The 24,224-nt window shown below is 48.9% G+C and carries 19 protein-coding genes; 5 read left to right on the top strand and 14 right to left on the bottom strand.

What is annotated here, in order from left to right; genetic code table 11:
• Nucleotides 1-78: 78 nt before the first annotated feature.
• On the bottom strand, nt 79-1,968 hold the full coding sequence (locus ACYVGO_RS31515; protein ID WP_246859223.1) for a CocE/NonD family hydrolase: 1,890 nt from the start codon (nt 1,966-1,968) through the stop codon (nt 79-81).
• Nucleotides 1,969-2,251: 283 nt separating this feature from the next.
• Between ACYVGO_RS31515 and ACYVGO_RS31520 the strand changes: the two genes are divergently transcribed.
• Complete coding sequence (locus ACYVGO_RS31520; RefSeq protein ID WP_460972720.1) at nt 2,252-5,368, top strand: AsmA family protein; 3,117 nt, start codon at nt 2,252-2,254, stop codon at nt 5,366-5,368.
• Nucleotides 5,369-5,419: 51 nt separating this feature from the next.
• Here the strand turns inward: ACYVGO_RS31520 and ACYVGO_RS31525 are convergent, their stop codons facing one another.
• Entirely contained in the window at nt 5,420-8,014 is a 2,595-nt protein-coding gene (locus ACYVGO_RS31525) for a carbohydrate-binding domain-containing protein (protein WP_460972721.1), read from the bottom strand.
• 390 nt (nt 8,015-8,404) lie between these two features.
• Between ACYVGO_RS31525 and ACYVGO_RS31530 the strand changes: the two genes are divergently transcribed.
• The gene (locus ACYVGO_RS31530; protein WP_460972722.1) at nt 8,405-11,410 is read left to right on the top strand and encodes a DPP IV N-terminal domain-containing protein; all 3,006 of its coding nucleotides are present in this window, start codon (nt 8,405-8,407) and stop codon (nt 11,408-11,410) included.
• A 208-nt stretch (nt 11,411-11,618) separates the two neighbouring features.
• On the opposite strand, the gene ACYVGO_RS31535 is transcribed toward ACYVGO_RS31530, so the two are convergent.
• From ACYVGO_RS31535 to ACYVGO_RS31565, 7 genes are all read right to left on the bottom strand, one after another.
• Nucleotides 11,619-12,728 carry a serine hydrolase domain-containing protein gene (locus tag ACYVGO_RS31535; protein WP_460972723.1) on the bottom strand — a complete coding sequence of 370 codons (1,110 nt, stop codon included), beginning with the start codon at nt 12,726-12,728 and terminating at the stop codon, nt 11,619-11,621.
• 139 nt (nt 12,729-12,867) lie between these two features.
• Nucleotides 12,868-13,668: an SDR family oxidoreductase gene (locus tag ACYVGO_RS31540; RefSeq protein WP_460972724.1), complete on the bottom strand. Its 801-nt coding sequence runs from the start codon at nt 13,666-13,668 to the stop codon at nt 12,868-12,870.
• Nucleotides 13,661-14,107, bottom strand: a complete 447-nt coding sequence (locus ACYVGO_RS31545) for a hypothetical protein (RefSeq protein WP_460972725.1) — start codon at nt 14,105-14,107, stop codon at nt 13,661-13,663. The genes ACYVGO_RS31540 and ACYVGO_RS31545 overlap by 8 nt, the downstream gene beginning before the upstream one ends.
• Nucleotides 14,108-14,179: 72 nt before the next feature.
• Nucleotides 14,180-15,031, bottom strand: coding sequence for a sigma factor (locus ACYVGO_RS31550; protein ID WP_460972726.1), 852 nt, complete (start codon nt 15,029-15,031; stop codon nt 14,180-14,182).
• 31 nt (nt 15,032-15,062) lie between these two features.
• Nucleotides 15,063-15,647: a LutC/YkgG family protein gene (locus ACYVGO_RS31555; RefSeq protein WP_460972727.1), complete on the bottom strand. Its 585-nt coding sequence runs from the start codon at nt 15,645-15,647 to the stop codon at nt 15,063-15,065.
• A complete protein-coding gene (locus tag ACYVGO_RS31560; protein WP_142774511.1) occupies nt 15,644-17,020 on the bottom strand; it encodes a lactate utilization protein B in 1,377 nt (458 codons plus the stop codon). The genes ACYVGO_RS31555 and ACYVGO_RS31560 overlap by 4 nt, the downstream gene beginning before the upstream one ends.
• Nucleotides 17,021-17,034: 14 nt before the next feature.
• Nucleotides 17,035-17,769, bottom strand: a complete 735-nt coding sequence (locus ACYVGO_RS31565) for a (Fe-S)-binding protein (RefSeq protein ID WP_460972728.1) — start codon at nt 17,767-17,769, stop codon at nt 17,035-17,037.
• Nucleotides 17,770-18,379: 610 nt separating this feature from the next.
• Between ACYVGO_RS31565 and ACYVGO_RS31570 the strand changes: the two genes are divergently transcribed.
• The 3 genes from ACYVGO_RS31570 to ACYVGO_RS31580 all read left to right on the top strand — a co-directional run bounded on the left by ACYVGO_RS31570 (nt 18,380) and on the right by ACYVGO_RS31580 (nt 20,494).
• Nucleotides 18,380-19,474 carry a GntR family transcriptional regulator gene (locus ACYVGO_RS31570; protein WP_142774509.1) on the top strand — a complete coding sequence of 365 codons (1,095 nt, stop codon included), beginning with the start codon at nt 18,380-18,382 and terminating at the stop codon, nt 19,472-19,474.
• Nucleotides 19,475-19,847: 373 nt separating this feature from the next.
• Nucleotides 19,848-20,087 carry a hypothetical protein gene (locus tag ACYVGO_RS31575; RefSeq protein WP_460972729.1) on the top strand — a complete coding sequence of 80 codons (240 nt, stop codon included), beginning with the start codon at nt 19,848-19,850 and terminating at the stop codon, nt 20,085-20,087.
• A 134-nt stretch (nt 20,088-20,221) separates the two neighbouring features.
• The gene (locus ACYVGO_RS31580; RefSeq protein ID WP_460972817.1) at nt 20,222-20,494 is read left to right on the top strand and encodes a PIN domain-containing protein; all 273 of its coding nucleotides are present in this window, start codon (nt 20,222-20,224) and stop codon (nt 20,492-20,494) included.
• Nucleotides 20,495-20,538: 44 nt separating this feature from the next.
• On the opposite strand, the gene bla is transcribed toward ACYVGO_RS31580, so the two are convergent.
• From bla to ACYVGO_RS31605, 5 genes are all read right to left on the bottom strand, one after another.
• On the bottom strand, nt 20,539-21,585 hold the full coding sequence (bla, locus tag ACYVGO_RS31585) for a class A beta-lactamase (RefSeq protein WP_460972730.1): 1,047 nt from the start codon (nt 21,583-21,585) through the stop codon (nt 20,539-20,541).
• A gap of 146 nt (nt 21,586-21,731) precedes the next feature.
• A complete protein-coding gene (locus ACYVGO_RS31590) occupies nt 21,732-22,187 on the bottom strand; it encodes a RidA family protein (protein ID WP_460972731.1) in 456 nt (151 codons plus the stop codon).
• 70 nt (nt 22,188-22,257) lie between these two features.
• Nucleotides 22,258-22,515, bottom strand: a complete 258-nt coding sequence (locus tag ACYVGO_RS31595; RefSeq protein WP_460972732.1) for an alpha/beta fold hydrolase — start codon at nt 22,513-22,515, stop codon at nt 22,258-22,260.
• 35 nt (nt 22,516-22,550) lie between these two features.
• Nucleotides 22,551-22,742, bottom strand: coding sequence for a hypothetical protein (locus ACYVGO_RS31600; RefSeq protein ID WP_460972733.1), 192 nt, complete (start codon nt 22,740-22,742; stop codon nt 22,551-22,553).
• A 66-nt stretch (nt 22,743-22,808) separates the two neighbouring features.
• A complete protein-coding gene (locus ACYVGO_RS31605; protein WP_460972734.1) occupies nt 22,809-24,083 on the bottom strand; it encodes a M20/M25/M40 family metallo-hydrolase in 1,275 nt (424 codons plus the stop codon).
• Between the last annotated feature and the right edge of the window lie 141 nt (nt 24,084-24,224).

Raw genomic sequence — 24,224 nt, forward strand, 5'->3', positions numbered from 1 at the left:
CCGATTTAAGTAACTGTCAGGCACAGTCGAGTATTTGACAATGCTTAACTACTCCTGACAATGCTTGACTATACATGACTACTTACTCAACACGCCAACTTTCAGGAAGCTTGCGCCCGATTTGCCATGGTACACCCGGTGCGTTGCTTTCTGATAATCAGATTCTTTAGCGGAGAAAGTCGGTACGAAGGTTTGTGGATTTCGGTCGGCCCAGGGGAAACATGAGCTTTGAATCTGCACCATCAGCCGATGGCCTTTTTTGAATGTATGCAACACATCCTGCAACTCCAGCGGAACCTGCGTGGGTTGATTGGGCTTGAAGGCTTCAGGCTTGCTGATATTGTTTCGGTAGCGTCCCCGGATAATGTCGCTGCGAATCAATTGCTGATAATCGCCATAGACAACGTCTTTCTTTTGAGGATTCTGTGGCGCATCGGGCGGGTACACGTCGATCACCTTCACCACCCAATCGGCATCGGTGCCGGTGGTCGAGACGGTAAGCTGAGCCATAATCGGGCCCGCCAGAGTCAGGTCTTCGATCAGGGCGTCGGTTTGGAAAGTCAATACATCGGGCCGGGAGGAGGCAAACCGTTGATCTTCGACCATATAATCGGCCGAAAAACCATCATTGATCTTGCTGGAAAACGGTACCGGGTGTGCCGGATCGGACGGGAATTCGGAGAAAGCCGCTCCCGATGTTGGAGCAGAGAAACTCAGTTTACCATTACCCCCCAAGTACAACTGTTTTTGTACTGTTTCCTTGGGCGGATAAGTATCGAACGTGCGCCAGCGGTTGGTGCCGGTTTCGAACAGCGTAGCTTCGGGTAGAGGAGAAGGCGTTGTTTCGTTAAAAAGGTAATGCTTGAAAAATTTAGCTTCGATCGTCTCCTGATAATAGGGCGATGTTTTGGAGCCGAAATCCTGATCGGCCAGGGTTTGTCCGGATGGACCCGCCCAGCCGCCGTGTATCCAGGGACCTACCACAAATACGTTCTGGATACCTGGATTCTGCTTTTCGATGGCTTTGTAGGTGTTGAAGGTTCCATACAAATCCTGCTCATCATACCAGCCACCGACTACCATTACGGCATGTTTAATGCCTTTGAGGTGCGGGAGAATGTTGCGCTTTTTCCAGTGCTCGTCGTAATCGGGATGCTGGAAATTCTCATAGAAATATTTATTACGCCCTTTAAAAAACTGACTTTCGGAGTTAGCGGTTGGCCCCATATTCAGGTAAAAATGATAACCGTCGGGATCGTCGATCTCAAACAAAGCAGGCGGATTTTGCTTCGTTGGCTGTTTATGCTCCAGAAAAAAAGGGTAAAAGCTGAAGTTGGCGGCTAACATGAACGCGCCATTATGAAAGGCATCGTCGCGCCAGAGATCTGCCATGGGCGCTTGTGGCGACGACGCTTTTAAGGCTGGATGCCCTGAAACTGAGCCCGCAGAGGTGAAGAACCCCGGATAGCTAATGCCCCATTGTCCTACATTTCCGTTGTTGGCGGGTATATTTTTCAGAAGCCAGTCGATGGTATCGTAGGTATCAGTCGCTTCATCATGGTCGGCACTTCCTTTCTTGACATCAACATGGGGCGTCATTTCAACAAACGTACCCTCTGAGGCCCACCGGCCCCGAACGTCCTGATAAACAACAATGTAGTTGTCGCGAAGCATAAACGGATTTGGCCCAACCCGCCGACGAAAGCGGTCGGTTCCGTACGGCTGGCAACTGTAGGGCGTCCGCTGCATAATGATCGGATGCTTTACCGTCTGGTCTTTTGGCGCATACACCTGCGTGAACAGTTTCGTGCCATCGCGCATGGGCACCATAAATTCAAATTTCTGGTAGTTCTCGCGCACGTACGCCGAGTCCTGAACGGGCGTAAACGGGTATGAATTGGCCGGTGCCGTTGTCTGAGCAACGGCAATGGCGGGAATCAGCAGCAGAAGGGCAAAGAATGTTTTCAATGGGTATGTTGGAGTGAAGTTGGTTTTGACTACAAAATAACAGCTAATTGAACAGGCTGACCTAATGTAGTCGTAAATTCTCATCGACAAACACGAGTGGCAGGATTCTTGCCTTACGTATATACGGACAGTCAGTCAGCAAGTAATTCGGGTTTGCACCTGTGACCAGTAGGGTACAACAAGTTGATTATTGAAACCCTATACTAACTTTGTGGTTGGCTGGCAACCAAAACTAGTTGTTTGGAAAGAACGGTTTCCTCTCGTTCGCCACCAACCCACCGACATGAAATTTACTTCGAAATCTGTAACTACAGGGCTCAACTGGTTGGGCCTTGGCATAGGCGGTATCGTTTTGGTATGCGGCCTGTTTATCAGCCTGCTGCCTTATTTATTCCCTGATCTTATTGGCGAAAAACTCAAGGAGTGGACGGACAGTCACCTCAGCGGGAAGCTGACGTTTTCCAAGGCAACACCCTCCATTTTTGCTCATTTTCCGAATCTGACGCTGACCCTTCATGATGTTAATTTAAAAGGGTCAGCACCGTTTGAACAGGACACGCTGGTAGCCGCCCGGGAAATCAGTCTCGGCGTCGATCTGGCCAGTTTGTTTGAAAAACGGATTAAAATCGACAAGATATTTCTGGCCGATGGGCGTATCAATGTTCAGGTTGACAAACAGGGGCACGCCAATTATAACGTATATGCAGCCCCGGCAGATTCATCGGCTACGCCAACCGACACGAATAGTACCGCGTTGACAATTGAGAAAATTCAAATCGAACGGACCAATATCATCTATAATGACCTGTCGATTCCGATGCTTATCCGGGCCAAGGGTGTACTCTACGAAGGCAAGGGCGATTTGAGTAAGTCCGTCTTCGACCTGTACACGCACACCCACATCGACTCGGTTGATCTGTATTACGATAATCAACCCTACGCCCTTGGGAAACAGGTGAATGCGGATCTGATTACGCAGGTGAATACGACTTCACTGGCGTTTGTATTCACCAAAAACGACCTGAAAATCAATAAGCTACCGGTTCAGTTTAAGGGTAAATTCGCGTTTCTGCGCGACGGCTATACGATGGATTTCAAGGCGGCATCGGTAGAAACCGACCTGCATAATATCATTACCGCCCTACCTCCCGATCTGGTACGTTGGGCGGCTAAAACCGACATCAACGGGTTCGGCGCTTTTGGGGTATCGCTGTCGGGAGAGTATAGCGTCGTTAACCATACCAAGCCTACGCTGACCATCAATGCTACGTTGCGGGATGGCTCTGTTGCCTATGAAAAAGCACCCGATCCCGTCAAGAATCTACGGCTCGATTTAGCGGTCAAACTTCCCAACCTGAATCCCGAAGAACTGGATCTGGCCATGGATTCACTCTATTTTACGATCAATAAGGACTTTTTTGGTTCCCGTTTACATGTAAACGGATTGAGCAAGCCAACTATTCATGCGATTGTGCATACTGATATTGATCTGGAGAAATGGGATAAAGCGTTTGGCATTCCATTGATCGATGTTAAAGGCCGATATCGGCTGGATATGCAGGCAGATGGTGATTATATCGTTGCCCAAAAGCGGATCAGTTCGAGCAAAACGGAGCAGACCATTACGAGTATCCCACGGTTTACCGTCACGTCCTCACTGGAGAATGGCTACATCAAATATGATTCACTACCGCAGCCCGTTCGTGATATACGGTTTAATCTGGATGCTTCCTGCCCTGATCAGGATTATCGGCATGCGCAGGTAGCATTGAAAAATCTCCACCTGAAGGCGTTACAAAATGTAGTGAGTGGGTTTGTTCAACTTAAGAATGCCAAGGATTTGTTCATTACGGGCCGACTCGATGGCCTTCTTCATTTAGACGAACTAAACTCGTTCTACCCGCTCAATGACAGTCTGAAACTAGCTGGCAAACTGACGATTGAAGCCGAGACAGAAGGCCAGTACGTTCCCGAAAAACGAGAGTTCCCAATCACTAAAGCAATTGTTCAATTAACCAATGGCACTGTTCAAACGAAGTACTATCCACGTCCTATTGAGCGCATTCATGTCAACGCCAATATTCTAAACACATCATTGTCACTGAATACACTCAAGGTTGGCCTCAGTCCAATTTCATTCTGGTTTGAGGGAGAGCCCTTCAAGGTGCAGGCTGATCTTAAAAATTTCGACAATCTAACCTATGCCATTACCTCACAAGGCACTGTTGATGTGGGTAAGCTCTATCAGGTTGTGGCGCAACAGGGATACAATGTGAAGGGTCTTATCAAAACGGACTTTTCTTTGCGTGGTAACCAGGACGATGCTACGGCTGGCCGGTATGATAAACTGTTTAATAAGGGAACTGTACAGGTAAAGGACCTGCTGCTTTCGTCGGATTTATTTCCGTTGCCCTTCCTGATTAAAACGGGCCTGTTTCGTTTCGATCAGGATAAAGTGTGGTTCGACCGGTTTAAAGCTACCTATGGCTCATCGTCGGTGGCTATGAACGGCTACCTGACCAATATCGTCGATTATTTAACCAAACCTCTGTCGCCCCTGCGAGGGAGGTTTACACTAACCAGTAACGCGATAAACGTCGATGAATTTATGGCCTTTGCCAGCAACTCCACAGCCTCATCGGCCAAATCGACTCAACCGTCAGGCGTGGTGATCGTGCCCTCGAATTTAGCCATCGACGTAAAGGCAACGGCCAAACGGGTGAGTTATAACGGGCTGAAACTTCAGAATGCACAGGGACAGATGCGGATTGATAGTGGCCGAATTACACTCCGGCAAACGGGCTTTACCGTAATTGGTACGCCCGTTACGATGGATGCTACCTATCAGAGCTTATCCCCCAAGCGGGCCGCTTTTGACTACCACATCAACGCCGTTGATTTCGATATTAAACGCGCTTATCGCGAAATTGCCTTGTTCCGGGCCTTAGCTACGTCTGCCGCGAAAGCCGAGGGACTGGTGTCATTGGATTACCAACTGAAAGGAAACCTGAATGCGGATATGCAGCCAATTATGCCATCGCTGGAAGGAGGTGGGGTGTTGTCGGTTCGGAAGGTGAAAATGAACGGGTTTCGCTTGTTTGGCGCGGTGAGCAAGAAAACCGGTCACGACATCAGCAATCCCGATATATCGGAAGTAGCCATTAAAACCACGATTGCCCGAAACACCATGACTCTTGCCCGTACCAAACTACGCGTGGCCGGATTCCGCCCCCGACTGGAAGGCAAGGTAGGCTTGTATGGACGCTTAAACCTGAACTTCCGGCTAGGGCTCCCACCCCTGGGCATCCTGGGTATTCCTATGACCATTACAGGTACGCAAACCAATCCGAAGGTTAAACTTGGGAAGAACAAAGAAGACAAGGACGAGACAGAGCAGTAGCGGGTGAGATAATAGTAGTGTAACGTGAATTCGGGATTAGGCACAATTAGCTTAGAACGATATCGTATTGACTGTGCTTGTCGTCGATGTTGTCGACGTCGCTTTTAAGGTTGCGCCTGAATTTGAATACGTACCACCTGTGTATATTCCCCAACCGGTAGTATTGCCTACGAAACTTCCACCGCTATAACTTCCACCAATATATAGTTTATAAGCTGCCCCTTTTGCTAACGCCGGATTCGAGAAATGAAAGTAGGCAGAAGCCGTTTTAGGCTTAAACGTCACCAAATCCTTTCCGGAAGCATCTTCGATATGAATAACCGAAGTGGGTGCCACCTGTGTACTCGATTTGATAAACATACCAACCTGCGTTGACGCTGTGCCCATTGCTTTGGTCATATTATTACTGGGCTCTGCCCCGAGTAAAACCCCGCCAGTAATCAGGAAATTACCGTTAACATCAATGTCTTCATTGCCGTTTGCAATGACAGTTCCCCCTTTTATGGTGAAATTACCATTACTGTCTATCGCATCAGAACCGGTAGCAATTAATATTCCTCCGCTTACCGTCAACGCACTATTGTCGTTTGATTCAGTGCCGCCAGAAACCGTGCCATAAGAGGTATTGACACCATCGTTTGAAGCCGTTAGGTTCGATATACCACCATTAATGGTAATGAAGATGGATTCCATACCTTCATACGATTTCGTGACATTGATGGTGCCGTCATTTACGGTGATCGACGTGCCGGACTTCAGCCCATCATCAGTTGCTGCTATGTTGAGTTCACCATTGTTCATGATGAAGGCACCGTCGCTTTTAAAGCCTTTCGCTTCACTGGTTAGCGTACTACTGTACGTGTAATTTGCCCCGGAAGCCGTAATCGTGGTTGTGCCTCCACTAATTGTAGCCGTCCCATCAACGGTGATGCCTTTCCCACCGGTTCCGGTGTTGGTGATGGTTAAGTTCCCCCCATTAATGGCTAGATTTTTATCACAATTGATGCCCGCCGGAGCCGCAATATCTGCATCGGCCGTCACATAATAGGCAGCACCTGAAACTGTGATCTTGATCGTTCCGGCGGTTAAGGTGAAGTCGCCGGATGTTTTGATTCCTTTTGCCCCTCTGCCACTGACGGCTAATGTAATCGGGTTATTCGTGGCTATGGTTGTATAGCCTTCGCTCTTGATGCCATTCCCTTTATCGCCCGTAGTTGATACGTTCAGGATTCCCCCTTTGATTGAAATATAGGGCGTAATGGTAGCGTCTGTTCCTTCATATGATGTCTTTATGCCATCACCAACACTAGCTACCGTTAGTGTACCTCCGTTAATGGCGATATACCCTTCCTCGGCCTCAATCCCGTCACCAGATGCTGTAATTGTGACGGTTCCGTTATCCATCGCAAAATAATCATTCGCATGGATACCGTCTTTTGCTGCCGACTTTACATTGATCGTTGTTTCACTCACATAGATATAATCGTCGGATACAATACCATGCTTATTCGCTCCGGTTACGTTCAGCGTTCCGGCACCCATAAAGCTGAGCTGACCTTCGCTAAAAAAAGTACCCTTTTGATCTTCTGTGCTCGTTGTGTAGGTAGCCCCATCGACTAATGTATTAGTTGTGCCGCTCACCACATGAATGGTGGCCTTCTTACTTGACTGACTGTTGATGGCTGGCCCCGTGCTATTCGTCAGACTCAGGCCTTTCATTGTGATATTGAACTTATAGGGGCTATAAATCTTGAAGCTGCCTTTTGTGGCTGTGCCCGATAAGGCATACACAATTTCTTTGGTCGTATTGGTCGACGTTACCGTTATATCAGCACCACTTACCGCCACACTTACACCTGCATCCTGAAACGCATTACTGACGCTGGCCGTTGTACCGGCATACACAATCACAACGGTATCGGTGGCCGCCGTGGCCGTTCCCGACGCAGCTACTGTTACCGTAACTGTGCAGCTTTGTCCTCCTAAGCTTAGATTGAATGTAGCCGTACCCGATGAGGTTGGTGTACCCGAAATAGTATAAACTAACGTTCCCGAACCGTTAGCCAATGTTCCTGCGGCAAGGGTTGCGGTCAACCCTTCAACCCCTGTTGACGTAGCTGTTGACACGTCATACGTACCGCCATTCCCACCGGTATAGGCCACTGTAGCGTTACCTGAATACGCTGTACCGTTTGTTCCGTTTACGGGAGCAGCCGTGCATGTCAGGCTGGGAACACTGGCTTTAGAAACAGCTACGGGCAGGTCCAATACACAGGATTGTCCACCTAAATTGATTGAAAAGCTGGCTGTTCCAGCCGTTGCGGGCGTACCTGTAATAGCGAAACTGGCCGTACCGCTTCCGCTGGACAAAGTCCCTGCTGATAAGGTTGCTGTTAAGCCTGTTACGCCCGTTGAAGTAACCCCAGTTCCTTCGGCATAGGCAATGCCATTTCCGCCTGTATAGGGTACACTGGCCTTGGCAGTATACGAGGCTCCACTGGTGGCAGACGCCGAAAATGTGGCACTTGAACAACTGAGCGTAGTAATAGCCGGTGTATTGGTTGCCACCTCGTTCGTCTTACACGATAGGGAGATTAAAGCAAATGATAGTACTATGCCTATTGCGGAAATAATTCGTCTATTCATTTTATGGGTTACCAGAGCGTATCTACTTACTAGTGTATACGAGTGGAGTAAATAGAATGTGGCACATGAAAAGAAATATAGCTGAATTGATATTCCCCTTCCTATAAAATTCCAAGGTTTACAAAGCCCTGTTTGGATTTAAAAACCCATTCAGTATATTGCCTATTGTCGATTTGTATTAGCCTGTTAATCAACTAATTGATAGGTATTTTAATGAATTTTAATGGAAAAATTACACGATTTTGATCGTGCAGGATTTCTATTGATTTTACGAATATAGAATAGGCTTATTCTGTGTGATCAGGTGATTCCAAGTCAATGACTACCCGTTATTTTTTTGAAATCAGTTGCCCCTTTTTCTCTCTTTTTTACCACTAACTAACCTAGTCTATGACGATCCATTCTGTACTAAGTCGGTCTATCTGGCTTTTACTCCTGTTAGGAATTTGCGTTGTCCGGTCGAAGGCCCAATCTGATTCCTTACGCATCACGGTTTCGGAAGGGACCAATATGGCAGCCGCGCTCTCACCCGATGGTCAGTCGATTGTGATGGACATGCAGGGAACCATCTGGCTATTGTCGGCTAAAGGTGGCGTTGCGAAAGCCTTAACGGACTTTCGTGACGATGCGCACCAACCGGCCTGGTCGCCGGACGGGAAACGGATTACCTACTCCTCCTTCCGCGACGGCACCTTCCACATTTATAGTATAAAACCCGATGGGTCCGACTTACAAAAACACACCACTGGCGAGTTTGACTATCGGGAGCCAGGTTATTCTCCTGATGGAAGTAAACTGATTTTCTCATCGGACAAGGGCGGGAGTTACAACCTGTGGGTGCTTACGCTGAAAACGAACGAACTGAACCAATTGACAGAAAATGGAGGGAACGAGTATTCCCCAACCTACTCGCCCGATGGAAATCGCATTGCGTATATTGCTACCCGGTCAGATGCTTCTGGCTTGTACGTTTGGGAAGGGGGCAAAGAGACATTGATCTGGAAAACGACCGCCACGCTTGGGGCACCGGCCTGGACAAAAGATGGTAGCTCGCTGATTTTACAGGCAGTAGCCGATGGCGCAACGTCGCTGGTGGTGAAAGAGATCAAATCCAGTGCTGACCTTAAAGTACTATCGGCAACCCGCGAAGATGTATTCCCGTTTCGGCCATCCATAGCTGCCGATGGTTCTATCTGGTATACCGCCGATGGCGCGATAAAGCATATGGCTGCCGATTTCGCTAAGACCGAAAAACTGGCCTGGCAGGCTACTTTTGCCCTGAACCGTAAGCCCTATACGCGCAAAAAATACCTGCTCGATAATCCTAGGCCCCGACCCGTTAAAGGTATCCGGGCACCGGTTGTTTCGCCGGATGGGAAAGCCGTTGTTTTCTCGGCCCTTGGTGACCTATACTGGCTGGATATTGGTGTAGCCGTTCCACAGAAGTTAACCAACGATGCGTTTATTGAGGCCGATCCTTGTTTTTCGCCCGACGGTCGATTCCTGATCTTTACCTCGGATCGATCAGGGGGGATTAATTTATGGGCCAGAGATTTGAAAACGGGCCAGGACCGCCAGTTAACGAATGGTACGGAGGAAATCAATACCCCGATTTTTGCACCCGATGGCAAACGGATTGCATTCTTTATGCTCGATCGGGCCGCTTTTGGCCGTAGCGTGTTGCACAGCATCACTTTCCCAACATCAGAAGATCAACCCTTTGCCATACCTCAAAAAGTATATGATCCACTCTTTGGACCCGGTGTACCGAGCTGGTCGCCGGATGGCAAGCAGATTGCGGTCTCGGCGCTGGATATCTATTCCAGCCGGTTTCGGGAAGGGCTGAACCAGTTTCTGATCATCCCCAGTCAGGGTGGGGGGAGTGCGTCGGAAATGAAACCCGATTCGGCGAATCAGACCATCAGTTTCCGGGGACGGAGTGGCCCAAGCTGGTCGCCGGATGGCAAGTGGATGGCGTACGTGCTCGATGGCGTACTCTGGACGGTGCCCGTTACACCGGAAGGGAAGCAGACGGGGCCAGCCATTCAACGTACGAAGGCACTGGCCGACAACATGACCTGGACCGCCGATTCGAAGACGCTGGTCTATCTGGCCATTGATTCGCTCAAGCAGATGGACATAACAACGGGTAAGGTTTCGATTATTCCGTTGACGTTGACCTACCAGCCGAAATTGCCTGTAGAACCCACGATTATTCACGCGGGTAAACTCTTCGACGGTAAGACAAATAAGTACCGCGAGAACGTCGACATTATTCTGGCAGGCAGCCGAATTCAGGCTATTGAGCCACATAAAGCCGGACGCAAGGGCAAACTCGTGGATGCCTCTAAACTCACCGTTATGCCTGGCCTTTGGGAGATGCACACCCACCAGACCATTTTGTCAGGCGAAAAACAGGGGCGTATCTGGCTGAGCCACGGCATTACCAGTATTCGCGAAACGGGTGCCGATCCCTACGATGCGCTTGAACGAAGGGAGTCCTGGGATGCGGGTATCCGGCCGGGCCCACGCTCGTTTTTCACTGGAACCCTGAACGAAGGCTATCGACTGTATTATGGGCTGGCTACCAGCATCCGAAGTGAAGCCCAACTGCGCATGGAACTCGACCGGGCCAAACGACTGGACTACGATCTGCTGAAATGCTACGTCCGCTTACCCGACCGCTTGCAGCAACTTGCTGCCGATCTGGCGCACCAGATTGGGATTCCCGTCACCTCGCACGAACTGTATCCGGCCGTGAAGTACAATATCGATGGCGTTGAACATTCGTCGGCCACCAGCCGCCGGGGTTTCTCGATGAAGCTGACCTCAACGAACCATATCTATGCCGATGTGCTGAACCTGATCGCGAAGTCGGGTATGAATATGACGCCTACCACGAGCTTACAGGGCGGTTTTTCGTTCCAGACCCGAAAGGATACTAGCTTATTGAGCTACCCGCCGTACGTTCATTTTTACAATGAGGTGTACCGGAACAACCTGATGGCGCAGCAGCAAACCATGCGTCGGATCATGCCGGGGGCGGTCGAGAATTTTAAAACGCTGGCCAGCAATGTGAAGAAATTCATCGACGCGGGCGGACGCATGACACCGGGAACCGACTCACCGCTGATTCCTTACGGACTAAGCTTACAGGTAGAATTGCAGAACTGGGTAGAAGGGGGCGTAACGCCTTTCGAGACATTACGGGGCGCTACACTATGGTCCGCCGAAGCGGCTGGTGTGGGTAATGATCTGGGCAGTATTGAAGCGGGTAAAATAGCTGATTTAATTGCCGTTGATGGCGACCCGCTGACCAAAATTCGGGATTCTATGAATGTTCGCTATACAATTAAAAACGGGAACGTCTGGCCACTGGCTGAGTTGTTGAAATAGGATTTAAGGGTTTTAAACGCAAAGGCGCAAGGTTAACGCAAAGGTCGCAAAGGTTATATTCTTTGCGACCTTTTGCTGTGGTGTCGGTTACTAATAACCGACGTTTTAGGTTTCTCAAAACCTATTGAGCGAAAATAGGTTTTGAGAAACTTCATATGTCAGATTTAAGAATCTGACATCACACCCCTTGCGCCATTGCGGTTAATTTTTACTTCCCGCTAGCCACTTTACCTGCTCCCGATCGCAAAAAAAGGGTAGCAATTTCCTTCGCTATGGTTTCGGGACTGGCTTCTTCGCCATTTGTCAGGATAATAATGGATAGGCCCTTCTGTGGAAAACGGGCGTACTCCGTTCGGAAGCCGGGTAACGAGCCGCCGTGGTGAACCCATTGCATGCCCTGAAACGTATCAACCCGCCAGCCTAGTCCATAGGGGTAGGGCGTGCCGTCTTTAAGCACAAAGGGTGTCAGCATCTGCTTCTGACTGGCTTCGGTCAGAAAGTTGGAGGTGTACAACGCAGCATCCCATTTCGCTAAATCCAGAACCGTCGACAGAAAGGCTCCGCTGGGACGCAATGCCCGGTAAGGGATGGCCCGATGAAGATGATCTTTGTCCCATTCATAGCCATCGACCCGGTTCGGTACAATTTCACTGAGGGTCGTGGTCCGGGTGGCGGTCATGCCTAATGGACTGAAAACCCGTTGTTTCAGAAAGGTAGCCCAGGGTTGCCCTGATACTTTACGGATAATATCGGCCAACGCGAAATAGCCTACGTTACAGTATTGCCACTTTGTGCCAATCGGAAACTCTAAAGGCAACGGAAACGCCGACTGAACCACAACCGAGTCGGGCTGAATTTTGGCCGGGTCAAACGCGGGTGCTTCCCGGACGATTCCTGATGTGTGCGACAATAAATGTCGTAACGTAATGCCCTGCCAGGTTTGAGGAGCCTGCGGGTAGTATTTGTGAATATCATCGTCGAGTTTCAGCTTACCTTCCTGCGCCAGCATCAGAATACCGGTTGCAAGAAATTGTTTGCTGACGGAAGCAATCGCATACACGCTTTGTGGAGTCGCAGGAACATTCAGTTCGACGTTGGCCAGCCCATACCCTTTGGCCAGTATCACCTTTCCCTGACGGACAATTGCGATCGAAACTCCCTGAATGTGTTTATTAGTCATGTGGGTACGGACAATTGCATCCACACTGTCCGCAGAAATCTGGTTGATCGGTTGCGCCCATCCCAGATTCAGAGATAAGAGAATCGCGAGAAGTAAAACCGGAATCGTGCGGAGTTTCGGTATCGATAACGAAGTCATATAGTTTGAGGAAGGAGTCATAAAAGATGAAGCAGCTCTGTAAAGTTAGCGCACAAGTGGGTGAAAAACAGCCAGCTTATCTAGTTAATCATCCCTCTGGTTGCTTTTTCGTTTTCAGCCTTCGTTTTCAGATAGTCTTCTAAAACTCGCCATACCGTTCCGTTAGATACGCTTCCCAGGTTTTTGTGCCGATGGCCGCTTCCGGGCAGGTCGCACGACCCGCTTCAATAGGCTTCATAATTGCCCCAATGGCAGGAATCGGGATGATTGGTTTTGAAACCTTCCGGTGTTGCATCCAGTGTTTCGCTAGTGTTCCTGCATCATACACCTGCGGTCCTCCCAGTTGTAGAGTAGCCTGCTGGCTACCAGCCTGAGCCAGTCGACACAATTCCTGCGCCACGACTACAACATCAATGGGCTGAATCAATAGCTTTTTTGGGACAAACCCAATAGGTAAGCTCAGCAGTTTCCCCAGTACAAAGTCGACGAAATCGTGGAATTGAGTCGCGCGTAAAATTGTGTAAGGCACCTGGCTCGCCTGAATCAATTTTTCGGCGTTGAGTTTAGCCTGGTAATAGCTGTAGGGAATTTTGTCGACACCCACAATGGAACTGTAAATCAAGTGCTTCACGTTTGACTGCTTCACTGCATTCAGCAGGTTACGGGTAAACACAACTTCGTCTGACTCACGCCCAATTTTTCCCTGCCCTGTAGCCAAATGAAAAACCGTATCGACTCCGGCAAGTGCTTCTGAGAGGCCGTCTCCCGTGGCCAGGTTGGTGTGCGTCCAGGGCACAGATGCCTGATTGACGGTACTATACGAATCTGTTTTGATGGGGTTACGGCTTCCGATCTGGAAGTTGATCTGGCTTTTCTGTAGTTCATGTACAACTGCCGAGCCCAATACACCCGATCCGCCGATGACTAAGCTCTTATTCATGAGAAGATTCTGAGTAGGGTAGGGCAGATTGGACAGGTTTGTGGAGCAACAGCAGAACGGGAAGTAATACTCCGGCGGATAGTGCCACTACGTTCCCGACCTGATCAATAAGCGGAAGCATGTGTAAGTGCATCAGATGATACAGCAGATGGGGCGTAGTAAACGTCAGCAGGCAGATAGCTGTGGCCCGAACAGCTACCAGACGAGGAGCCAGTAAGGCCAGAAAAGTAAGCACCGAAAGAGATAGAAAGAAGCCACCTACATCCCGGATCAGGTGTTCGTTATAAGGACCATCAACGGCCACCCAAACCCGGCCAAAGCCAGGAAAGGACGAATAAAAACTACGGGGCATGAACAGGGCCCACACACCCGGAAACGCATTGGTTATGGCTAAATAAAGAAGGGTGATTGGTACCCAGCGGACTTGCTTGACTTGCATAAGAATAACATTTTTGATGAAATCTCACACAAGACAAACCAGGGCCGTAGTTTGTGACAGGCGCCCTGAAAATTAATGGAGATGGGCTAATTTATCCGGGTTACGAATGAAATAAAGCCGACTGATACCGGTCGGGTCAGATTCGATAACCATAACCGTATCAAGTAGTTGGGTATCCTTTTGGCTGAATACTAAACCCAGCTCACCATTGACCAGGGTTGGCCGGACAAGCAATTTATCCCGTTGCTTAGTGGTGAGTGATCGCAGAAACTGTTCAACGATAGCTGAACCGACCAGTGGTTTGAGGGCGGCCGAAATCTTGCCACCTCCATCCGAGTAAACGGCTACATCTGCTTTGAGTAATTGGATCAATAGGTCGATATTACCCGTTTCGCTGGCTTTGGAAAAGGCATCCAGAAGTGCCTGTTGCTGAGTTGGATCGATAACAAAACGGCGGTTAGCTCCCGCGATTTTTTCGTTCGCCCGTCGGTAAAGTTGCCGACAATTAACGTCCGTTGTATCGAACAACTGAGCTAATTCGGGATACCCAAAATCGAAGCTTTCCTTGAGCACGAAAACGGCTCGCTCCAGGGGCGACAGTTTTTCCAGCAAGAGCATGAATCCGTACGAAATGTCCAGTTTGGCGTCACTAACGTGACTGTCGGCCAAAACGGGCTCCGGTAGCCAGACGCCTTTATACGCTTCCCGATGCCGTTTTACCTGCGCCAGGTAATTAAGTGACGCGTTTATGACACTTTTAGCCAGGTAGGCTTTGTCATCCTGAATGGCATCCGACGGCCGACTCATCCACTTTATGAAGACATCCTGAACAATATCTTCACTAACCATTACTTCCCCGGTCATTCGATAGGCAATCGAAAATAACGTGGGCTGGTAGGTAGAAATAGCGTCGGAGGAAGTCAAGGCTAACGTGAATGTTGTACTATACTAGCTATCAGGGTAGAACATACACAATCAGCGATCGGGCGCCGTGGGCTCCAATTACCAGGCTTTGCTCAATATCGGCGGTTTTGGAAGGGCCACTGATAAACGTACCGAATCCCGTCTCATTGACTTTGAGCTTCTTATATGCATCGTGCATGTTTGGTACAATAGTCGATTGCCGGATGATAATGGCTAAGTACTGGGTAATCATTGGTACAACTCGGTGGGGCAACTGCCGTTCGTCCACCCAGATGGCAGCATTTTCGGCAACGGCCAGCGGGCCTTCAATAATCGTCAGGTTCAGGCTGGCCAGCTCATGTGGATCGCCAACATCCAGACCTCTATCGGCCAGATGCGCCAGTTCAGGGCAGGTTGTCGCTACACTGGTCATACCTGGGTAATGCTCCTTCAAATGAGCTTCAATGGTTTTGTGATCGGGTACAACCACCGCCATACCGCCAACAAACGCCAATGAATCACTGAATTGCTTCGTCAGATCCGGGAACGAGGACGTAAAGGTAAACTGCTCGGGTAAAGGTAGGAGCGAGGGCTGATTTGCCTGAATGCTGTTTAAGATGCGTTCGCGGGTGGTCATGACTTTTTATGATTAACGTACCAGTCGCGGAAACTTTCGGCTGGCGGTTCGGGCATTTCACGTTGATTGTACCACGGATTAAAGCGATTTTCGACGGTAACGGGGGCAAAACGCAGGACACCCCGCCCAATTTTACCCGCCATCCGGTACAAGCGGGGCGATTCCAGCACGGTAGCCATTGCCTTCATCGATACCGTTTTTGCCGTTGGCCCGTAACCTTCCTGCATCAGCACCTGCCGCCATTTGTACAATTGGTCGTGAATATCAATCTTCACCGGACACACATTGGAACACGATCCACAAAGCGTCGAAGCAAAAGGTAGATCGGCGTTCTGTTTCATGTCCAGGTTGGGGGCCAGAATGGAACCAATGGGTCCCGCAACGGCGCTGTGGTAGCTGTGCCCACCCGACCGCCGGTAAACGGGGCAGGTGTTCATGCAGGCCGCGCACCGGATACACTTGAGCGAGTTCCGAAAATCGGGTCTGCCCAACTGGCGACTGCGGCCATTGTCAACAATCACAATGTGCATTTCCTGACCCGGGCGCGGGCGATGAAAATGGCTGGAAAAAGTCGTAATGGGCTGGCCCGTTGCAGAGCGAGCCAGCAAACGAAGGTAGACACCCAGATGCTCCGCGCGCGGTATGATTTTTTCAAAACCCATGGCCGCAATGTGTACATCGGCCAGGTGCGCACCCATATCCGCGTTTCCTTCGTTGGTGCAGACCACAAATCCACCCGTTTCGGCAATAGCGAAGTTAACCCCAGTCAGGGCTACTTTTCGGGTCAGGAACGTCTCGCGCAGGTGTTGGCGAGCGGCTTCGGTAAGGTATTGGGGATCGGTAGCTCCTTTTTCCGTGCCCAGATGTTCATGAAAGGTTTCGCCTACATCGGCTTTCGTGAGGTGGATGGCGGGCAGCACAATATGCGAAGGCGGCTCCTTGCGCATCTGCACAATCCGTTCGCCTAAATCGCTGTCGATTACCTCAATGCCGTGCTGGGTCAGGTAGTCGTTGAGGTGACACTCCTCGGTCAGCATCGACTTCGATTTGACCATTCGGGTGGCCCCTGCTTTCTGGATCAGGCCGTGAATGATGGCATTGTGTTCGGCTCCATCAGCCGCCCAGTGCACCGTAATACCGTTTTGTTTGGCATTCTCTTCAAACTGAACCAGTAAATCGTGCATGTTTGACAGCACGTGATTTTTAATCTGCGAGGCTGCTTCCCGCAACTGCTCCCACTCGGGTATCTGCGCTACAGCACGGTCGCGTTTGGTACGAACAAACCAAAGCGTTTCATCGTGCCAATCGACCCGGGGTTCGTTTTTGTTGAACTCAACGGAAGCACTGGCGTGATCTAGAGTAAGTTGACTCATGGAGTTAAGCTCGTTTACAAGGTAGCGGTTAGAATTTCAGCAATGTGTTTGACCTGAACGTTGGAGTTTGCCCGTTTCAGGATGCCTTCCAAATGCATCAGGCAGGACACATCTACGCCGGTAATGTAATGAACACCATGCCGAAGATGATCGGCTACACGATCTTTCCCCATTTTGGCCGATACCGCTTCTTCGGTCACGCAGAACGTACCGCCGAATCCGCAGCACTCGTCGCGCCGGTCAAGCTGGATCAACTCCAGGTCCTTCACCAGATTGAGTAATTGCACCGGCTTGGAAAATGGCGGAGCCACAAGCTCTGACATCTGCGCCAGATGCAATCCCCGTTGCCCGTGGCAGCTCTGGTGCAAACCAACACGATAAGGAAATGTAGCTTCCAGAGTCGATACCTTCACCACATCGGTCAGGAACTCGGTAAGCTCGTAAATCCGCGATCGGATTTGCGTTGCTGCCGTTTCGTTGGTTGCATGCAGATGGTGTTTGATGTGCAGCGTACAGCTTCCCGATGGCGAAACAATGTAGTCGTATCCGGCAAAGTTGCTCACGAAATTATCATTACAACCGCCTGTGAGATGTGCATAGCCTGAGTTAGCCATCGGCTGGCCGCAGCAAGTTTGTTGGAGCGGGTACTCTACGTCGCATCCTACTTTTTCCAACAATTTCAGCGTAGCAATAGCTACCTGCGGGTAAAACTGGTCAATGTAACAGGGAATAAATAAACCAACTTTCATATAGATTCAGGCTAACTATGTGCCTTGCTGAGTTCGTACCAGATCGTCTTACAAAAGTAGGTTCTTTCTTATTCCTAATCTTTCCTGTACTCTCCTATTGCCTGATTAATAAACGACTAAAAGAGTGTAGAACAAGCTTATTTTTTAAACAGGATTGCAGGATTAACAAGATTTTTAGTTAAATCAGTCCTGTTAATTCTCTCTAAAAAAGAGACACAACCTGTGCCGCTAGTAAGTCAACTTAAACTTATCCTATACCTGATACAAGCGTCATAGCCCGTAAATTGATTAGTTTTACGGCGATAATGAGCTCTATCCAGACTGTTTGATTAGCGCTTATTACTTTGATAAATACAAAAAATAAAAACATCTACGCTTACCCGATTTACCTGTCAATCCGCCTTTACTTTCGTTTTTGGCTCCATTTTTTGTGACAAAACTAGATTGACCTATGTCTCGGCAACGTTACCGGTAACGTTTGCATAAAAATAATCGGATATTTTCTTCTTTATGTCTAGTATTTTTTAGAAACTTATAAAGGTCATTAGTACTAGGATACCCTCAATAATGATGAGGTCATCACAAAATAATACAGAAATCACTACTAATTATGATAGCGAAACTTTCTTCTTCGGTTCAGGGACGTCGGCAGACATACGGATTTGCTGACGTGAATTGCAGCCCGTCGGTTCCGCTTTATAAACTTCAGTTTAACCCGAAAGATAAGACGCCTAAGTATAAGCAGATTGTTCAGTCGGTAATTACCGACATTGAGCGGGGTGTACTGAAAAATAATGAACAACTCCCCTCCATCAGCGAATTAAGTGTTGAGTATTACCTGGCGCGTGATACCGTTGAGAAGGCGTATCGGGAGCTTCGGGAGCACGGATACATTACATCGGTGCAGGGGAAGGGCTATTATGTACAGGCCAATGCCGCCCCTAAGCTGAAGATTCTGCTGATTTTTAACAAACTCAGTTCGTACAAGAAAATCATTTATTACTCATTCCTGAAAGCCCTCGGCGATAAGGCAACCGTCGATCTTCAGATTCATCATTACAGTGCCTGCCATTTTCAGGAAATCATTGAGAAGAATCTGGGCAAATACAATTACTACGTTGTGATGCCCCATTTTACTCAGGATCTGGACAAAGCCGATTACATGAAGGTACTTGACTCGATCCCGACTAACGAGTTGGTGCTGCTCGATAAAGACGTATCGGGCCTGGCCGGTTCGGCGCTGAGCGTTTATCAAAACTTTGACAAAGATATTTGCGAAGCCCTGGAAAATGCCCAGGACCTGTTGATGAAATACAGCCGGATGGTGCTCATCCTACCCAGCGATGGCAACTACCCAACCGAAATTGCCCATGGATTTCGGTCGTTCTGCGTCAATTACCGAAAGGACTTCTGCATTAAAGAGAATGCAACAAATGAGAGTCTTCAGGCAGGAACGGCTTATGTTGTTATCGAGGAAACGGATCTGTCGGAAGTAGTGAAAAAGGTACGTCAGGCAAACTATGAGCTAGGGCATGAGATCGGGATTATTTCGTTCAATGAAACGACGCTAAAGGAGCTCCTGAACATCACGGTGATCACGACCGACTTTGAAGCGATGGGCTTTACGGCAGCTTCGCTGTTACTCGACCATAAGCGTATAAAAGTCAAGAATCCATTTTATATGATTCGGCGTGGATCGTTGTGATTGATAGATTGTAATGAGAAGTTTATAAAAGCAGTGGGGCAGTTCTGAGAATTGCCCCACTGCTTTTTAGAGTCCCCGTCCGTATACCACAAATCCGCAGAGCAAAAACAGGATTACGTTTAGTCAAACTGTCTGTTTCTCATTTCGGCGGTAATGAATAATCCCGGCAGGTAGCACAGAACAAGGGCCACCAAGCAGGCAGTCAAGGGATATTAACTATAAAAAAACGACTGTATTGGTGAATCAGTTAAATACTCCAGCAACTAATTGATGTTGCCGTGCTCCACGGGCAGGATAGTCAATCACTTTACATTGAGCCGGGAACAGGTTAAAAAGAAATTCGGTTTACTGAGTGGTAATTTAGGCTAATCCAATGACGCACACAATCACGATTGAAACCCAAAGCGAAAACGATCTGGTCGTTTTTAAGCTCTTGGCTGACCGCTTGGGGTTACGATCCCAGGAGACTCACGTGGAAGAAACCAGCCTGAGCGAAGCTGAGGAGCTACGGTTATTGGAGCGGGTCAGTTGGCAAGGTGATGAAACGGGTGATGAATTGAATGCGATGATTCAGAGCACCCGGCACTTCGGCACGCGCGACATACAATTATGAGCCGGTATTTACTTGATACCAATATCTGCGTGCATGCGCTAAAAAACGAATTCGGAGTCAAACAGAAGATTGCCGATGTCGGCACGCGATCCTGTTTTCTCTCGGAAATCAATGTTGCCGAATAGCAATTCGGCATCGAAAACAGCGCACCGGAACGACGACAGCGGAACCGAGAAAATTTTGACGAGTTTCAGGCTATTTTTGGTGGACGCATTCTCTCGATTGGTAGGGTTTTACATGAATATGCTCGTCAAAAAACAGCACTCAGGCGGGCAGGACAGACGGTAGATGATTTTGACTTGCTTATTGGTGCAACCGCCATTGTTCATGACCTAACGCTCGTAACACGGAACACCCGACATTTTGCCAATATGAGCGGAATTCAGCTCGAAAATTGGATAGACTAGTAACAGAAACTCGCTGGAAATCCACCAGTCCGCATCAGGACAACTCATTGAAAAAGAAAGTAGTCGTAAATCGTTCGGGTGACTTCGGCGATGGTTCGTTCACGCACAATGCCTTCTTTTTTGGATGATTTCACAAAGACCGAAATCGCAACATGACCCGCATCACCGGGTAGCGTGATAATGCCCACATCGCTGGCTGTCAGGCCGATAGTTCCCGTTTTGTGCAGCACCTCGGTGTCGGGTGGCAGGGCTCCTTTCAGGCGGGCCAGTCCCGTTTCGCAACGCTTCATGATGTCGAGTAGCAAGGCTTTGCTATCGGGTTTAAGAACTGGCTGCGTATAGAGTTTCGTTAAGAGCAACGTCATGGCTTCGGGGGTCGATGTATCCCGAAGGTCATTCTCGAAAGCAACATAACTGGCTTCCCGCGTTGAGGGCGTACTGAATTTCGCTAACGAGTCATAACGGGCGGGCGACCAGGCCTTACTCATGTCCATCGGTATACCTACGCAGTCGGCGATGAGCCAGGCCGTTGGCCGATCTACCCGTAGCCCGTCAATGCCCAGTCGCTTCAGGCAGGCGTTCACCGCAGCGGGGCCACCGGCCAGACGCAGGCAAAGATCCGTTGCGCTGTTGTCGCTGATCAACAGCATCAATTCGAGCAAGCTTCTAACCGATAGTGACAGGTCGGAATTTGGCGAATTAGGCCAGTTGAACCGATCCGACAGCATCCCGCTACCCGGATGAAAATCCGTTTTGACAATTGGTACCAGTTGGGCAAGACTTAAGCTACCACTATCAACGCGAGTCAGCAATTGAGTAGCAATGGCCACTTTATACGAACTGGCCATCGGAAAGTGATCTTTCCCATTTTGCGTGATGGTTTTCCCACTTTCCAGATGCACCGCACAAATGCCCACTTTGCCAGCAGACAGATTTGACAAGCGCAGCAGTTCCTGCTCTAAGCGAACCGGAACGGTGAATGCTGGGGCAGGAGTTGGGGTAGCTGTTTTGTTTGCTTTAGGTTTCTGAGCGATCGCCAGCACAGTACAGAAAATAAAGCCAGTTGTAAGTAGTTTGGTGGAGAAGTTCATTGAGAAAATCGTTTAGTTTTTGTCATCTCGACGTAAGGAGAGATCTCAAGTAAGTGAAGTTGAGATCTCTCCTTACGTCGAGATGACAAAAACTACTCTTGAGTTTTATGTATAGATTACAAATCCTCTCAACCTCACTTAATTCCTTATTTCTTCCCTTGAGGCATGGCAGCAGTCATGGTCATTTCAACACTGGCTCCGAATACCAGTTTGGCCACGCCTATAGTTGTTCGGGCGGGATAGGCCCCTTCCTTGAAGAATTGCTTATACACGGTGTTCATCTTGGCGAAGTCGTCCATATTGCTCAAATAGACCGTTACGCTCACGACGTCATCGAGCGAAGCGCCAGCATCTTCCAGAATGCTTTTTATATTCTGGATGGTTTGCGCCGTTTCGGCTTCAACGCCACCCGAAACTACTTTGCTGGTTTGCGGGTCGGTGCCCACCTGACCCGATACAAATAAAAGGCCGTTGCTGACAACCCCCATACTGAACGGGTACGGCATAGCGGGTGCTTTTCGGGGCTTTACAATCTGTTTGTGCTGCCCTGATACCGAAAGGCTGACACTGAAAACAAGCAGAAAAAGGAGAAGATACTTCATGAGAAATGTAAGTTAAATGGATTGATAATGAGACTATAATAAACTAGTTTTAACTATTCTGTGGTTAAAACTAGTTTGACAAAAATTCCCTCAACACGGTGTTGTAGTCATCCTTAACATTCAGGCAGGGGAAATGCCCTTTGTTATGAAAAGTAGGCACCTGTGCCGACGTATAATACTGTTTCAAATTCGTGCGTAAATCAACCGAAACCAGTGGGTCATTGTCTGACTCCAGGATCAGTAAGGAAATCGACGTTTGCTTCCCGTCGATGGGCTGAAATTTATCAATCACGCAGTGATAACGAGCTAAAAACTGGGCTTTCGACATACGTCCGTAGGTATTTTCGAGCAGTTGCGCTTTGGCTACTGGGTGTTTTCGGATGCAGGAATAACAACGTCAATCAAGTTTTGTCGTAAGCTCGTCATCACCAGCCATTCCGGTAACCAGGACGCAACGGCAACCTTCGTTTTATTCGTTTCTTCGTAGACATCGTTCTTCGGAAACGTATTACCCAGAACGGCCTTGTTAACCCGTTGTGGATAGGTAGCCAGCACGTACTGCGTTAGGTACCCCCCAGCGAACTGCCCACGACAATCGTTGTATCTGCCGCGGGCAAACTCCTACCTCGTCAGCCGATAAATGAACAAAGCTGCTCGCTGAATCAATAGCGGAAACTCTTTGGTATTCATCGTTTCTTCGATGCTGTGTGTTCCCTTTCCCGATGCACCTAAACCATCCAGACACGGCATATATTGGGCCACAAACGATACATCGCCAGCGCCCCGTGCACCCGGATCAAAGGCGCTTACGGGTCCAAGACCCATATCCTTACTGAGTTTGTCTACTTGCTTTCGTAAGTCATCATTGGTAGCGGAAGGCTCCATACCCGGAATGCCATCGATAAACGAAATGGTGGCTTTGGTAAGTGGCAGGCTTTTATCAACGATTTCGCGCATTTTGGCCCGGGCGTTTTCTTTCTGGGTTTCGGTTAGGAAACGCAGATCACCTTTAACCAATGCCGTGCCCGCCACAATATTCGTTTTGCCAATCGTTTCGGCTTTGGCTGTTTTTTCATCGTAATGTACCTCCGAACCACCCACAATCAGGCCAGGGTTGAACGTTAAGTATTGCTCCTGTCCCAGCGTCCGCCGGAACTCATTCAGAATCCGAACCGCTTCATAAATAGCTCCATAGCCCAGGTCACTAAAAATTCGGGATGAGTGGCCTGTGCGGGCTTTTACATTCAGCGTCCAGCCGCTCGAACCCCGCCGACCTGTTGTAACACTACTCAGTCCTTGTGCCGTTTCAAAAGCCAGGGCTATATCACATTTTCTCGCCCGTTCAATGAAATCTCGCCGACTTTCTGAGCCGCCCGAACTCTCTTCGTCACCTGTAAAGTAAATGGTGATGGACGTATCGTCGAGCAGTTTTTGGGCGTGTAAGGCTTTGAGAGCGGCAATGACCACCACGTCGCCCCCTTTCATATCGGCAACACCTTGCCCGGATGCGGTGGAGTCGTTGATTCGGGTGAAGGGTTCCATGGGTAAGCTCTTTTCAAACACCGTGTCCAGATGGCCAATCAGGAAGAGCTTTTTTCCTTTCTTTCCCTGCCGGGTGGCAACCAGATGCCCTGCCCGGTTGAGCGAGTCAGGCAACGTGACCCATTCGGTTTTGAAGCCAAGCTTATCAAACTCGTCAGACATCAATTTTCCAACCTGCCGAACACCTTCTTTATTCAGAGTCCCGCTGTTGATATTGACGACTTTTTCCAGAAAGGCTTCGGTTTCGGGTAGTTGCTTTTTTACGGTGGCAATAACAGCCGTTTCGGGTTTCGACAGCGACTGAGCCGAAGCGCCATAACTGGCCATCAGCAGAAGCAGGAAGATTTGTTTCATGAAGTAGTTTGAGTAGGCTAATGGGCTAAAATACGGAAAGTTACAGGCCAATAGTGCATCAATTCGGTTAAGTACAACTTTTACTTTGTTCAGGTCTACTCGCTTGAAAAACTTTTCTTCTATTCTCCTTATCTTCGATCA

This window comes from Spirosoma migulaei (assembly GCF_054776855.1).